Consider the following 14,381-nt stretch of genomic DNA (forward strand, 5'->3'; position numbering starts at 1 on the left):
CCGCTTTGCCTGTCATGACATTAAAAAGCCGGGATCTCCCGGCTTTTTCATTGGGGTTTACATCGGGGGGAGAAGGGCGGTGAATAAGCGTTTCTTTTCATGATCTGACCGGCGGTAGCCGGAGAATCAATGAGATAGACTGGGCCGTAAACGGGCCAGCGTCCCGCCGATGAACCGAACGGATAGAGAGAATGAGAGCAGTCAAATGGGTGCTCGGCTGCTGCCTGCTGCTGGTGTGTGCCATCGCGCTGGCGGCGGAGCCCCCGGTCAAGAAGAGCCGCAACGGCATCTGCCATCCCAAGGGCGGCACCTACTACAGCCGCACCAAGTACTACGAACCCTACGACAGCATGCAGGCTTGCCTCGATAGTGGAGGCCGGGCTCCCAAACGCTGATCCTGCCTGTTGTTTAGCCGATCGGCTGCAGAGTAAAGAAGGCGATGGCCGTCTTCTTCTGACACTCCAGTCGTATGCTCTCTTCCCCCGTGACCACCAGGGTCTCGTTGACCGCGACGGCTCGGCCATCCACCTCGAGCTGACCGCTCAGCAGATGGCAGAGGTAGGTCTTGTCCGTCTCCAGGGTGAGGGTCAGGGGGAAGGGCACATTGAGCACCCGCACGTTGGCGCTGAGGCGTTTCGGGTCGTAGATGAGCCCCAGATCCGTCACCTCCTTTTTCAGCAGCTCGCAGTGGGTCTCATCATCCCCGCTGAAATGGGCCGCCTCGAAGGTGGCATAGGGGTGGCCGTTGAGCACGAAACCGGCGCCGCTGACGGGCAGCAGGATGCGCTGATAGCCGGGAAACTTGGAGAAGGGGCCCGCCGCCTTGATGGGGGCCGAGCTCAGTCGGTAGTCAAAATCGAGCTTGTCCAGGCTCGAGCCCGGGGGAGAGACAAGGATCTGGGCCGTGGTGCCCTGCTTGTTTTTCCAGGGCATCTTTAGCTGGTCAGACTCTTTAATCAGGGTGATCACGTTGGCGCCTCGGCAAGGAGTGGGGAGAGTGAGGCCAAGTGATACCATCCCGCACGCCCGCCCACAAGGCGCGGGGGGCTGGGGACGGTCCGACTGTCCAGAATGTCGTCACTCTGGCCCCTGACCATCACAGGCTCCTGGATGAGGTGCTCAAGATGTCGCCGATCGGCGGAGTGGGGGTGAGTCAAAGGTCGAGGCTGTGATCCTGACGCTGTTAAACGAGCTCGAGGTCGCTACACTGGCACTTCTGCCGTATGGAGGCCCCATGACCCACAAGATCATTCTGGATACCGATCCCGGTATTGACGACGCCATGGCAATACTCTTTGCCGAGGCCCACTCTGCCATCGACTTGCTCGCCATCACCACGGTGTTTGGCAACGCCACCATAGAGAACGGGACCCGCAACGCGCTCTGGCTCAAGCAGAAATACGGCACCCTCACACTTGAAATATAAAACACACCCTCACACAATTTGTTTCTCGAAAAAATATATACTTTATCTCTAATCGCTGGAAATAGTTCTGCCTCTTTATTTTTTGCTTCCACGTCATGGAGGGTATAGATATGCCGGTGCGCTATGTCGAAGTTGGTGATATGACCATCGATGCCACTCCTACTTTCCTCATAAACGAAGATGGCGAGAACTGTCTCTCCTGGGGTAAAGACGGTCTTATCATCAAGGACATGATCTTGTTGTTCGATTCACAAGACCAGCCTATCAACGCCGCCAACGAGTATCTGATCCACTGCAAAACCGTCAATATGAACCAAGACCTGCGCAGCCTTGCCAAGGGATTGATGCACTTCTTTGACTTCCTAGAGAGAAACGGATTAGCTTGGGATAAGATGCCACGCCCGCGAAACCAGCGCCCGCTATATATCTTTCGCAATTACTTGCAAGCGCTGCATGATGATGTCGATCCGGTGTCAGGTAAACGCAAACTTGCAAGTACAACGGCAAAGAGCTATCGAGGGGCAGCTGTGGGCATGTATGTATACTGGTTAGGCTACGGCAAGGTATTTGAACGAGATCCGTGCCGATTCTATGAGGCAAAAATTCGTGATGAACGAATACTTGGACATATCAACCGTTATATCAAAGTCCAGATGACTGACCTCAGGCTCACAGCACGAGACATGGTAAAGAACTCCAAGCAACCCAATCATATGAGTCCCATGCTAAAAGAGCAACGTCCTGAACTACAAGCATTGAGAACCGTTCTCCAAACTGGTCGTAGCTATGCGCAAGTGAATGGAGAGTACGTTGCAAAGAAGATTTCTGTAGAAACCCGTATAGCAGTGCTGTTAGCCCTATATACAGGGATGCGCCGCCAGGAAGTACTTACGTTCAGCAGCAAAATGGTACGAATGCCACATCCCGGGGAGAAGGCGATAGCGGTCATGATTGGCCCGAATATTTGCTGTCATACTAAGGGTGGGGAGTCAGGTGAAATTAAAGTGCCAGCATGGTTGATGCAACAATTAGTCAATTACAAACAATCTGCACGCTACAAGCAGCGATTGGTTAAATTCATTGAGAAAACCCAAGACCCATTTGTCTGTCGTTATCCACCGTTGTTGCTAAACAATAAGGGACTACAATATAGCGAAAACTCATTAAATGCACGCTGGGGCGAAATTCGCAATGCAATACGTATAGATCACGACATGCCAGAATTCACACATAAATTTCACAATTTGCGCTCGACCTATGCAACATATCTGACAATTGCTCTGCTGCAACTAAAGTATTCCAGTGATCATTCAGAACATCCAAATGAGCCGATGATGAGCAGAGACCAAGTTGAGGCAGAGGTTCAGGCTAGATTGAGGCACTCCTCACCCCAAACCACCGCACTCTACGTCAAATTCTGGGAAGATTACCATCTGGGGCGACAATCTGACCGAATACACCAAGACGGTCTTGACAAAATTTATAGCGACGATAGCTCCATTGGTATATGGAGTGATCTGCTCTCCGAGGCTCGTTAATTAGGGGGGGAATAGCATGGCAAAATTACAGCGGGCTAAGTTGAGTAAGGAGAGACTTTCGTCCTTCAGACGTTCAAATAGCGTCACTCCACTCGAATATACCCATCTGGTATTACATGTAAAGCACTACAGTAATACAGAGGGTGTGTTGAAACCAATCTACGTTTACCGTGCACTGTATAATAGTGTTCCCCCCGTAAATTCCGTCGGCAAGACCGTCATGCATATAGACCGTCTGCCCCTGGTGCAAAACATCTACACATGGTTAGTAGAAATAAGTTGCCTGAGCGGAAGTACTGCTAATTACTATTTCGATTCACTTTCACATTTTTTTCGTTTTTGCGATGCCAATGAATACAAAGCAGAGTTGATCAACAAAACTGTTAGTGCATATGCGCAGCATATTATAAATCTGGTACGGGCCAAACCAGAATCATCGGAGGTGTTTCGTGGAAGGGCCAATGTATTTACTGTGTTTCTAAGGTGGGCGGGACATGATGATCTTGCTAGGTTATTGCCACAAGTTTCTCGCAATCGAACCCATGTGGGTAAGACCATAGCCTATACCGACGATGAACAGATTGGTGTGACTCGCGACCTATTTCGCGTGTTTAACGTACTTGCCAGCCGTCTGAAAACAGGTGAGCCAACTACCTGCCCGTTTGATCAACCAGTTGCGGGTTGGGATGTGCTGAATTCGAATCGTACAGCGTGGTATAACAAACTGACCGCGACAGCTCTCTTTTTGACCTGTAACTTTGTCGGTGACAATAGCACACCACTACGCAACTTGCGTCGGAGTGATGTTGCAGCTCGAGAATTCTATTTTGACAAGACAATCAATCTTTATCGCTTGGTTACCACCAAAGGTCGGCAGAACGGGCAGAAGAATGAGTGGGACTTGGGTTTCACCCAACGAGGTCGGGACTTTTTTAGAGCCTATTTGTGCTGCCTCGATCTATTCGACCTACCAGATGACGCATACTTGTTCCCGTATTTTATCCACGGCAAATATAAGGGAAACATAAATCAAGATATTTTGAAGGCATACAGCCATTGGTTCATCGCCCGATGTCAACATGGTGTGCGACCTATAATTGGGCGTTTTCGACAGAGCAAGAGTAGTGGGCTGATGGCCGATACTAATTCTGTGGCAATCGTTGCAGAGGGGTTGAACAATCTTAAAACCACGGTTGCTAGGCATTACCTGAATGGTAACCCTCACAATAATCGCAATCGCTTGGGGAGTGCCGCTGAGGCCTTGGAGCTCACAGCTCGCGGAGCTACTGTCGAAGAAGCGCGCAATGTTGTCGAGGCAAAGTACGGTCGGCCACTGCGTGTGATGGAAATCGTTACAAGAGGTGAACATGCACCGACACAGACCAAAATAGGTACGCGTTGCATGGAACCATTCGGGGAGAAGGCGCAACGTCTGAAATGGGAACTGGTCAAAGGCGGGCTGTTAGGCGAGGATGAGTCGGTCCCATGTTTCAAATTTTTGGAGTGCTTTGGGTGTAGTTTTCGGGCGTTGGTCGCCGAGGTTGATGACTTATGGTGCATGATGAGCTTTCGTGAAAGTCTGTTGGAGGCACTGCAGCGCCCGACCATCAATCATCACCTTCCTGTAGACAAGGTGCGTGATGTCATTGCTCAGACTCAAGCCATACTGGCTGATGTTGAGCGCGACTATCCAGATGTGTACGCTGGCGCAGTCGACAAATTCAATCATCAAGTCCATCCGCTTTGGGATGATGAGGACTCATTAAGCGACCTGTTTTATATTTGGTGAGGAGTCTGAGTATGGACCCATTATTCAAGCCCAGTGTTGGAGCACCTGACGTTATTGCACCACAGTATGTAAAGTTGGCAATGGATAATGACGACTTGGCACAATTGGCAAAAGTTATAGTTACCTATAACGACGATGGCCAACCACTGAATTATCTGACGGATGATGAGTGGGATTTTACGGCTTACATCCAAACCAAGTTGGCAAAAAACCATAGTAGCGCGGTCTGGAGATGGAAGAATGTACCTGATGCTTTCCAGCTGACATTAAAGCGTCTTCTGTACACACACCTGTTTGAGACACGTCGTACTTCAATCGAAGGGATGTCCGGGCTCACAAAAACGTTCAGAGATTGGTCAGTCCTAGCACGACTTTGTCAACAGTGCGAACTTCCCAGTCTGTCAGCTTTGGGACAGGTGCAAACACAGCGAAAAATACTGGCGGCACTGAAAGAGAGTCGATACGCACTATATTCGGTAACGTCTTACCTTAATGCTATCGCACTGGCACACCGATATAAATTCATAAATTTCCCAATTGCAAACAGTGCACAACTAGCGAAGAAGTTATGTGATCCAAGTAAAAGCAAGCAACAAACACTAGCAATCCCCCAATCGCTTGCAGCGCAGATTTACTCTCACGCTATCAACCGTATTGAGATGTGGTATGGAAAGCGTGTCGCGTTAGCGAGTCTTTTCGATGAGTATCTTGACCTGAAAGAAAAACAAGTTTCGCATGATGATTTTGAAGTATTAACCCGTCGTATCGACCTCCTCAGGTCTGAATTTCAAGTTGAACACAAAAAGGCCTCATGTGAGGTGCTTGTCACGATGCTATACAATGACATCCTGGTCACCTGTGGAGCATTGATCGGTGCGATCAGTGGAATGCGTTACTGCGAATGGTATGAGCTGGACTCGAGCTCATATCAGGAGGAGACCTACAAGGGCGTAACTCATTGTCTCTTAGTTGGTAAGACCAGCAAACTCAATCATGGTATCCCAAGACACCATGCTTGGGTAACAGCCCCGGTGGCAAGGCTAGTGATAGAGTTGCTCACTGCTGTGTCGGATCCACGGCGTACGCGGTTATTGATACAAGCCAACGATCTAGAGTTGTCAGGTCAACCACTGGCTGCTGCGAAATTGGCTGAAAGTTCTAAGTCTTTATTCCTCGCACTTGGTGTCCATTCTAACCATGGTAAAGCTGTTATGGTCGCGAGTAGCAGCATCAATTCGGCACTTAAACGGTTTGTAGCCAGCGTCCCCAATGAGGATGGCACACTGGGTGCGTACCTTCGAAAAGAGCACCTTGCCGAATTCAAAGCACTTAACCGTCAGTGGAGCTCTGATATACCGCTTGATAAGCTATGGCCTATCGCAACTCATCAGTTCCGCCGAACATTTGCTGTTTTCCTACTGCGTAACGGCTTTGGCTCTTTCCTGCAAGTGAAGGAGCAGTTCGCCCACCATAACCTCAGCATGTCTATATGGTACGGACGTAATTCTGAGGTGGCTACTGCGTTCGATATGGAACAGGATACCGAACTCCAGGCCGAGTTAGCCGAGATGAATACCCTCCTGATGACCGACATAGCAGAAAAGATTTATCTATCGGATGAACTTATTTCGGGAGGTGCAGGACTTAGTATCCGAGCGCAAATAGCCCAAGGAAATATAGTATTCGAAAGCCGAGAGGAAATTGAGGCCGCTGTGCGTAATGGCGATCTAACGATTGTGGATAATGGACATAGCCTGTGTCTGAATCCAAGTTGCGGTCGACTCGACTGCACCATTGATCCTGTCATTAATCCAGTGTTGTGCAGTCATGATGTGATCATGGAACAACATGCCCAACGGCGGGTTGAGCTTCGCTCACGCTTGATTCGTCGTCACAAATATGCAGTCGAGCAAAATCTGAATCAACCCAACCTGCTAGCTAAAACGCTGGTTGGAATTCGCGCTTGCGAGAAAATCATGACTGACCACGGCATTGAATTTGAGCCCTACGGCGCTCTGATTGATATAAAAATTCTGGAGGGGGTATGAACCACAAGCTAGGTAAGACGGAGATCCAGCTGGCAATTTTCGAGGAAACCCTTGAACGTTTAATCAAAGGTGAAGGCAAGTATGTCGTAGCTGGATCCAAACTGTCTATGGCCCAGCTTGCTCGGGAGGCAGGAGTTGGGAGTGGAACGCTTTACTACAAACCATATTCAGAGTTTCGTGTCAGGGCTATGAAGAGTATTGCTCAATACAACGTAGGGCACGTTGGAAACCAGCCTGTTGCTACCAATAATGGAGCTGAGTTACTGACCCTGCGTGATGACAGAAACAACGAAAAGAGACTTAAAGAGAACTACAGGGAGACCTGCAACGAACTGAGGGACCAAGTTAAGCGGCTCTGTGCAGAACGTTGTGCAGTGGAACATGCTTTGTATGTAGCCACAGTACGTGTAGCAGAGCTTGAACTGAAATTTGAGAAAGTGACCGGCAAGCAACCTGATGAGTACTTCATCGAAGAACGTGAACTAGTGTCGCTATTACCCAGGAATCTTCAATTGATCAAGTAAAAAAGGCTGAGGGCGTTGTTGCTCAAATCGGCTATTGAAACGCCACTATGGGATGAAAATAAAATTTCAGCCTACAGTTAGACAAATGTCGCCAAAATGGCGGCATTTTATCCACTTTACGTGAGTAAAGTGTCATCCTACGGTATGTTTTCCCTATTTATTCGACACAGTCATACATTACTCTAGTGATCTCGTTGCGACCTAACGTCCGCTTAAGGGGCTTGCAACGCATATCAAGAGTTATATGCTCTTGGTCAGCGTCCTGCTGCAATCGTTAGCTTATTCAAACAACACGGTATAGAGATAAGCGAAAATCTTGTGGTTTGCGTCATCAAGGGAGAACTGGATGAACTAAATCGAGTTGCTCTACCGAAGTCAGTAGTAATTCAACTGCAAATTGAAATAAACAACTTAGGGGCCGATTTATTATCCACTTAGTGTAATCAGAAGGTGGACTATAACTCCTCTTGCTTACCCACTCGCTGAACTCTAACCATAAAAAGTAACCGAGAAAGCATAACGATTAAGCTAACGGACGTCCAAAAGCGTAGCTTTTGGACGTCCAGAGAACGAAGTGAGCGATAGTTGAGCGCATTGTTAGGTTGCTTTATTCATGGCTGAATATTCTGACTAGGGTTGAGCTATTTTTAAGTGAAAGATTTTGGTTGAGGATTACGAGGTTATAGTTTTCGTTTCCATCTCTGGTTGATGGATATTTTATAGCATCGAATCCGACAGATTTCGCGCAGTCAGAAATAAAACGAGAAAAAACATACTTTGGCCTATACCATCCAGTGTTATCCTGCTTGGCACTCATTAGGGCTGAGTAGACTAGTGTATTTAAAAGGTCATGATGTTTTTCATGTGCGTCATATGGGTTTACTAGATCAAGAACTTTTATACTCTTATTGATTTTGATTTCAGCGATGTGGCAGCCAACCTCGCGCATTTCGTGAAAACAAGTCTCTGGAGTGCTTCCTAAATATAGGGCTGGAATTCCAGCATGATTGTACCTGCCCTCTGAGACAAAATTGTTTGGTGGGAAGTCGAAATCTGTAATCTCTGCTTTTTCGAGAGTTGATGAAGCTCTGCCTCTATACAGGTTTTCTGAAAGAGTTATTGGCTGTGAGATTTCGGAGAGGTTTTGTATAACGTCGTGTATTTTTTGCGCGAAACTGTGTTTGAGGATAAGGAATGGAGTGTGCTGAGACAGTTCTGATATTTCAATTAGATATTTCTCAAAGCCTTCAACTACGTCAAAAGGGAGGTTGTATGGCCAGATATTGTACTTTAGTTCCTCTCCACAGCGTGGGCATTCGAGCAGTCTGAGAAATCTAAAAAATTGTTCCTCAGTGTATATATCGCGAAGCCTAGAGCCTGAATAGAAGCAATTCAGGTCTATTCCGTTACGTTGAAAGGCTGCATCATCTGCAGCATAAGCGTGTGGCCAATTTTTTAGAAAGTCGTCATAGCAGTTATCACAGCATGCGATGTCGCTAGAAAACCAACTTTCAAGGTCTCGATAGAAAAATTCTTCAAACCAAAATTGGTCTTCTTCTTCAATGGCTGAGCGCTCTTCTGGGGTTAGCATATTCTTAAAAGTCTCTGCGCGGCCTAACAGTTATTAGATGGACGGTGGTACTAATCCGATATTATAGCCTTCAGTCTAACTCAGACAGCCCTGATAACCACCACGAAAAAATGCATTTTAAATAATAATATTACTAGCCAATCTATGGTGTTATGTATTCGTTTAACTCCCTATCTTAGCTCTACTTTAAGTCATTGAGCAACAATACACTCAAGGAGTGGCAATGGAAAGTTCCACCAAGTCTCCTCCTCTTGGACAAGTGGACAAGCAGGACTATGCTGTGTTCTCAAAGTGTTCAAATTACAATCACAGAAATTTTTAGCCATGAATTGGGCCTCTTAAGAGGCCCATTTGGGTGACTTTGAAATGAATGAGTACAGTATTTCTGGAAGGATGGTGCTTGATAGAATAATGGGGAGATCTTTTTTTACCCACTTTAGGAGCGCAACCTAGTGGTGGGTGGTGAGAATGCAGAGAACACCGACGCATTTTTGGAGAATTTTCACGATGACAGAGAAAAAACGACCGACCCTCGATGAGCTGCTCGAGGGATTGGATGGTCCCCGGATTGAAGTGGACTGGCGCTCGGGCGATGCACCGGATGTGCAACCCGAGTTGCTGGCCGAGGTTGACCCCGATGAGATCGGCTGGGATTGGGATGTCGAATCGGGTGACGTTCCCGATGAGGAATTGCAACCAGCTACAGGATCGAGGGGCGCTGGATGAACTGACCGCCGGTGTCGACCTGCTGGCGCACTGCGGCTCTGGCGGCTGGTGCTGGCCGATGCGCTGGTTCATCATGAAACTCGCAGTGGGACTGCCGCTGGCCGTTTATCGACCGGGTGGCGATCATCAACGATTGGTGGACGTTTTGGTACACGAACCATTAGACGCTGGAGGCCATTTTGGGGTTGGCGGAGCGCTACCTATACCCAGCGGCAACCATTCTTGGCAACGCGGCTTGCGGGAGCCCAGAGTCCAAAGCCTACCGCTCAGCGCGGGTGGTTAAAAGATCGCTCTCTGGAGTGGATTGCTCGTCGGGCCACAGATTGTGTTCCTCGATGACGGGTGGCCGGTCAGCGGGAAGATCCACGTCAATCGGGAGGCTCTCACTATCACTCGCCCAGGCATTTTTGATCGCTTCATATGGCACTTCATCTAGCGGAATGGTAATCCCCAGCGCAGGCCAGACCAACAGTCCATCATCCAGAACCATGTTGAACAAATCAGCTGCCGGTGCCCGGGCCAGTGTGGGATTAGGCTCAAAGTCTATACATTTAAGCCTATTCTCGTCAGCGATCATGATCCACACCCCATACGAGTGGATATTTACGACTGACTCATCTGGTGGGGGGTCGTCTGTACCAGGCCTGAATTTTAGGATCAGTTCGCCGTTTTTTGGGGTGCAATTGGATCTTGGTGTTGCAGGATGTTGAAGGTCAAAATGTAGATGTTGAAGGTCAAAACGGAGATGTTGAAGGTCAAAATGGAGATGTTGAAGGTGAATTTTAACAAAAAGAAACGCCGATAATTGGGATTGCGGACATCAGAACTCACGGAGAGTAAGACCACTAAGCTATTTACAGCCACGGTTACCTGTTTGAGTCACTAATGATTTACAGGAGTTTGCAACGATCTGGTTGTGGATATATAACCATGAGCGGCGCAATATTGCGCAGGGTAGCTGCACGCCAAAAACAGTACCTGGTGTAGGCCGCATGATCTTTGCTTTTGAGTACCCCTCAAAATATGAGGATTACCCTACAGAGGCGTGGTCAAAAAAAACTACACATCACCTGTCGTTATGCCGGAGGCTACTCAAATGAATAAACACACCGGAGCGAAGCACAAATTCAATGTGGTTACGGCGGCTCAACTGCGTGAAAAGGTACTTCGCCTGTCAGCGTGGCTGACGGCACAGCAGGTCTCCGACAACGCAGGATATAAGGGGGCAAACTCTTCAGCACTGCCAAATAAGTGGAAAAAGGCGGGGCAGATTTTCGCAATCTCTGTAGAGGGAAAAGATCTTTTCCCTGCCTATGGCTTAGGAATTGATGGTAAGCCTCTACCCCAAATGAAGGAGATACTGACTATTCTAGCTGCTCACAGAACGGCACTTGTGATCGCTTCTTGGTTTGTCAGTGCAAATAGCTGGCTTGGTGGCAAGACACCTATGGATGAGTTAGCTGAACGACCCTTGAATGTGCTTAAGGCGGCTCGAATGGAAGTGACCCCCATTGAACATGGATAAGTTACGCTGGAGTTAGCGGGCTGTCAGCACGGGGGTAAACGAGCAGACAACCAGCTTCTTCGAGCCACGTGTAAATGCGACGTAGAGATGTCTGGCATCCATTTCCTCAGGTGCAGTTATAACGGCCACTTCCGCCTCCAGGCCCTTCAGCAACAGGGTACTTCCAATAGCACGACGCGCAAGGGGCCGGCTCTCATGCCGATTTCGTTCGCGTTCCCGCACCGTGGCATCGGCAAAACTGCAACTGCCTCCAGCAGCCATTTGCATCGCGCGCAGACAGCAATACAAGACATCGGGGCGATAGACCCGAGCATTATTCTGTCGGGTCAACGCGCGCAGTGCCTCGATGGCAAGAGGGAAGCTTGGAGCTTGCGCGAAGGCGACCAGAGCGGCTTCAGCCTCTGTGGCAGGATTGCGTGCAGTCCCTTGAAGTAAGCTCCCCAGTCTGGGTAGCAAAGCCGCAGGACCTACCTGTGTCATCACCTCTGCGGCAAATGTCACCAGACGAGTCAGGGCGTCGGCAAACTGCAGGTTAAACATCACTCCAAACAGCGTGAGGTCGGCTAGGTCTACGGGCTCCACTGCGGACGCCCCCGGAGTTTGACTCGCCATTTGCCGACGACCGCGAGGATTACGGCTGTCTCCAATCACCAACACGTCACCATCCCGCGTAACAGCCGGTGTTAACGCTGCGGTCAGCCGTTGCTGAATAGCTGTCGCTGGCTGCAACTCTACAAAGACGACTTCAGGCGGGGCTTGGCGCAAATCAATGTCACCTCCCGCTAGGAGTATTCGCCGGCACTCCAGAAGCCATTGGCCGAACTCGGGTGTACCTGCATTCGTCCAGCGCCAGGGCTGATTCAGTTCACCGATAGCAGGAAAATGTGGAAGTACGTCGATATTCCAGTCAACCAGTTGGTTGCCGCGAAAGCCGAAGATAGCTTGCATCGGGTCGCCAAGGACGCAGGTGGGAAGCACCATGGAAAGTTCTGTCACCAGAGCGTGTTGTACCAAATTGCAGTCCTGATACTCATCGACAATCAGGTGGGCATAACTTGCCACGAGGACATCACTGAGGTGTCCACTTTGGAGTAAATTTCTGGCGGCAACGCGTATTGCCGGGTAGTCGACGCTGGGATTCTGGAGCAGGAGGACCACAGCGTCGACAGCACTTCGCTGCGGGAACATCGCCACTAGGCGCATGGAAAAACCATCGATCGTGGCGATGTGGTAAGCAGAAGTCGGCACACCAGCCTTCTGCATGCGCAGACGTAGTGTCGTGACCCCCGCGTTGGTATGCGTGAGGATGAGAACCGGCGATGTGCCGGTATGCCTAGACAGCGAATCGGCAATGAGTTGCGTCTTGCCACACCCCGCAGGGGCGGTGATCACGCCGCGGCGAAAAGCAAATAAGTTGTACTCAGGCTGCATGGGCCCACCCATAAAGCCAATCAATCAGTGCGCGAAACCCAACGTCTGTGGCTAGCATATTTGGGCCCAAAATATCGCGTGCCACATCCTCAAATTTGGTGACCGATTTAAACCAGCCGTTTCGACGATGACGCGCTGCCTGCCCCAGTAGCTGTCGCGTCGCGAGAGGATACGGCGCACCCACGAGTTGACGCTGTTGCCGGATGTGGGCGAGGGTCAGTTGTCCGTTTGACTGAGTCTGGATGTGCGCAGCCACCAGATCTTCTTCCACAAGGTCTATGGCCCGCTGAAGAAGAGCATCCACCCCTGCATCTGGCAGGCTCAGAAACAGCTCGTCCTCCAGAGCTCGTCCTTCTCGCCAGGTGATGTACTCCCCACCGGCATCCACGTATGCCTGTACGGTCGCCGCAGTGGGCGGCTTATCCGCATCAACCATGACCAGTACCCGGTAGCCAAGTCGGCGCAATGCGAGCCCGCGAACAAAACACCGATCAGGCTCTCCGCCGCCGACATTCACATACGCAGTCCCTGCGGCCAGCATTGACTGTCCGTTTATGTTCGTCCAGAAATGGTCCAGACCACGGATCAGGCCGACTTCACTGGCGCCTTCGCAGACAATGACGCTACGGGCGAGAAACGCTTCCGGATCAGCCCTGACGGTGCTTTGAATATCATCAGTGACGCCTGCCTGGAGAACCTGATGTACCCCATCCGGAGACTTGCGTACCACGAAGAGTTGATTGCCGTTGAGCTCGCGGACAGCGACCGGGGAATGAGTGGTCAGAAATACCTGAAGGGGCGGGGGATTTTCCTTAGCGCCAAGGGAGTTAAGGAGTCGGGTTAGTCGATGTGGCTCTAGGCCATACTCGACTTCATCGACCAGAGCGACGGAAGCCCGTTGCGATGCCGCACGTTGCAGACCTGCGACCAATAGACGAGACGAACCGGTCCCCAGTGAGCGCAAGGGCACACCTGCTGCATCGTGGAGTGCGATGGCACCGTCCCCGATGGATACCGAGTGCACGTCCAGCAACGCTTGGGTATTGCCTCCAACGGGCACGCCAAGCTCACTGGCTTTTTGTGTCACGATTTGGAGTGTTTCTGCGAGCTGTACGCCGGCCTGACCACCGAAACTGGCCCGAGCCTGGCGTGCTGCATTGGCAAGTTCGGCGCCCAGATCCGGACGCTCTTCCGTCAATCGATTGAGCACCGAGCCTCGCGCCCATGACAGGTTGGAGCTGGCATAGGTCCCGAGTCTGGCGGGAGCCAGAAGCAACCGATCCTTCCAGGCAATATTGCGCTCCTGACCCTGGGCCTGAGCGCGTTGGGACACCAACGTCCAGACAGGCTCCAGCTCGCTATCCACCATCAAACGCAGGCAAAGCACTGTTTCCAGACCCTGTTCAGGCTCCTCGGTGACCAGCCCGTTCGCACGGTTGAATGCCTGCAAATAATTACCGTAGGAATCCAAGCGCATCAGGGCATCGGGCAGCGAGCCAAGCGTTAGCGTAATGGCGATAGCCTGAGTGACGTCCAGCCCATAAAAATCGGTGTCGGAGAAACTGATATTGCGACGGGCGCCGAGGCAAAGGTCAATCGCATCAAGAACCGTGGTCTTGCCGCTGTCCCCAGGGCCGATCAGGCAGTTGAGGCCAGGTGAGGGCTGCCAGCTCAGTAAGCGGATGGTTCGGAAATTCTGGATCTCGATTTTGCAAATTCTGACCACGGATCAGCTCCTTGATTATTATTTCCCTCATCAGCTTCATGATGCAAAAGACCGCCA

Annotated in this window: 12 protein-coding genes and 1 pseudogene; 8 read left to right on the top strand and 5 right to left on the bottom strand. The window is 50.3% G+C overall.

Annotation, left to right across the window (positions count from 1 at the left end; genetic code table 11):
- Positions 1–191 precede the first annotated feature (191 nt).
- Positions 192–395 carry a hypothetical protein gene (locus PG898_RS11540; protein ID WP_270824191.1) on the top strand — a complete coding sequence of 68 codons (204 nt, stop codon included), beginning with the start codon at positions 192–194 and terminating at the stop codon, positions 393–395.
- Positions 396–408: 13 nt separating this feature from the next.
- Here the strand turns inward: PG898_RS11540 and PG898_RS11545 are convergent, their stop codons facing one another.
- On the bottom strand, positions 409–969 hold the full coding sequence (locus PG898_RS11545) for a HutD family protein (protein WP_218409309.1): 561 nt from the start codon (positions 967–969) through the stop codon (positions 409–411).
- A 265-nt stretch (positions 970–1,234) separates the two neighbouring features.
- Here PG898_RS11545 and PG898_RS11550 point away from each other — a divergent pair.
- The 5 genes and pseudogenes from PG898_RS11550 to PG898_RS11570 form a co-directional block, all read left to right on the top strand.
- Positions 1,235–1,405, top strand: a pseudogene (locus PG898_RS11550) (nucleoside hydrolase); the annotation flags it as partial.
- Positions 1,406–1,536: 131 nt separating this feature from the next.
- Positions 1,537–2,964 (top strand): site-specific integrase, encoded by a 1,428-nt coding sequence (locus PG898_RS11555; RefSeq protein ID WP_270824189.1) that lies wholly within the window; start codon positions 1,537–1,539, stop codon positions 2,962–2,964.
- A 16-nt stretch (positions 2,965–2,980) separates the two neighbouring features.
- Positions 2,981–4,753 (top strand): hypothetical protein, encoded by a 1,773-nt coding sequence (locus PG898_RS11560; RefSeq protein ID WP_270824188.1) that lies wholly within the window; start codon positions 2,981–2,983, stop codon positions 4,751–4,753.
- Between the two features lie 11 nt (positions 4,754–4,764).
- Positions 4,765–6,801, top strand: coding sequence for a hypothetical protein (locus PG898_RS11565; RefSeq protein WP_270824187.1), 2,037 nt, complete (start codon positions 4,765–4,767; stop codon positions 6,799–6,801).
- Positions 6,798–7,325, top strand: coding sequence for a hypothetical protein (locus tag PG898_RS11570; RefSeq protein WP_270824186.1), 528 nt, complete (start codon positions 6,798–6,800; stop codon positions 7,323–7,325). The genes PG898_RS11565 and PG898_RS11570 overlap by 4 nt, the downstream gene beginning before the upstream one ends.
- A 607-nt stretch (positions 7,326–7,932) precedes the next feature.
- Here the strand turns inward: PG898_RS11570 and PG898_RS11575 are convergent.
- On the bottom strand, positions 7,933–8,916 hold the full coding sequence (locus PG898_RS11575) for an RES family NAD+ phosphorylase (protein WP_270824185.1): 984 nt from the start codon (positions 8,914–8,916) through the stop codon (positions 7,933–7,935).
- A gap of 468 nt (positions 8,917–9,384) precedes the next feature.
- Here PG898_RS11575 and PG898_RS11580 point away from each other — a divergent pair, with 468 nt between their 5' ends.
- On the top strand, positions 9,385–9,642 hold the full coding sequence (locus PG898_RS11580; protein WP_270824184.1) for a hypothetical protein: 258 nt from the start codon (positions 9,385–9,387) through the stop codon (positions 9,640–9,642).
- 259 nt (positions 9,643–9,901) lie between these two features.
- Here PG898_RS11580 and PG898_RS11585 read toward each other — a convergent pair whose 3' ends face one another.
- Entirely contained in the window at positions 9,902–10,219 is a 318-nt protein-coding gene (locus PG898_RS11585; RefSeq protein WP_270824183.1) for a hypothetical protein, read from the bottom strand.
- 519 nt (positions 10,220–10,738) lie between these two features.
- Between PG898_RS11585 and PG898_RS11590 the strand changes: the two genes are divergently transcribed.
- Positions 10,739–11,167 (top strand): hypothetical protein, encoded by a 429-nt coding sequence (locus tag PG898_RS11590; protein WP_270824182.1) that lies wholly within the window; start codon positions 10,739–10,741, stop codon positions 11,165–11,167.
- A gap of 12 nt (positions 11,168–11,179) precedes the next feature.
- Here PG898_RS11590 and PG898_RS11595 read toward each other — a convergent pair whose 3' ends face one another.
- Both PG898_RS11595 and PG898_RS11600 read right to left on the bottom strand, forming a co-directional pair.
- Entirely contained in the window at positions 11,180–12,598 is a 1,419-nt protein-coding gene (locus PG898_RS11595) for a UvrD-helicase domain-containing protein (protein ID WP_270824181.1), read from the bottom strand.
- A complete protein-coding gene (locus PG898_RS11600) occupies positions 12,588–14,324 on the bottom strand; it encodes an ATP-dependent nuclease (protein WP_270824180.1) in 1,737 nt (578 codons plus the stop codon). The genes PG898_RS11595 and PG898_RS11600 overlap by 11 nt, the downstream gene beginning before the upstream one ends.
- Positions 14,325–14,381: the final 57 nt, after the last annotated feature.

The sequence above is a fragment of the Aeromonas sp. QDB31 genome (assembly GCF_027707605.1).
Lineage (GTDB): Bacteria > Pseudomonadota > Gammaproteobacteria > Enterobacterales > Aeromonadaceae > Aeromonas > Aeromonas media.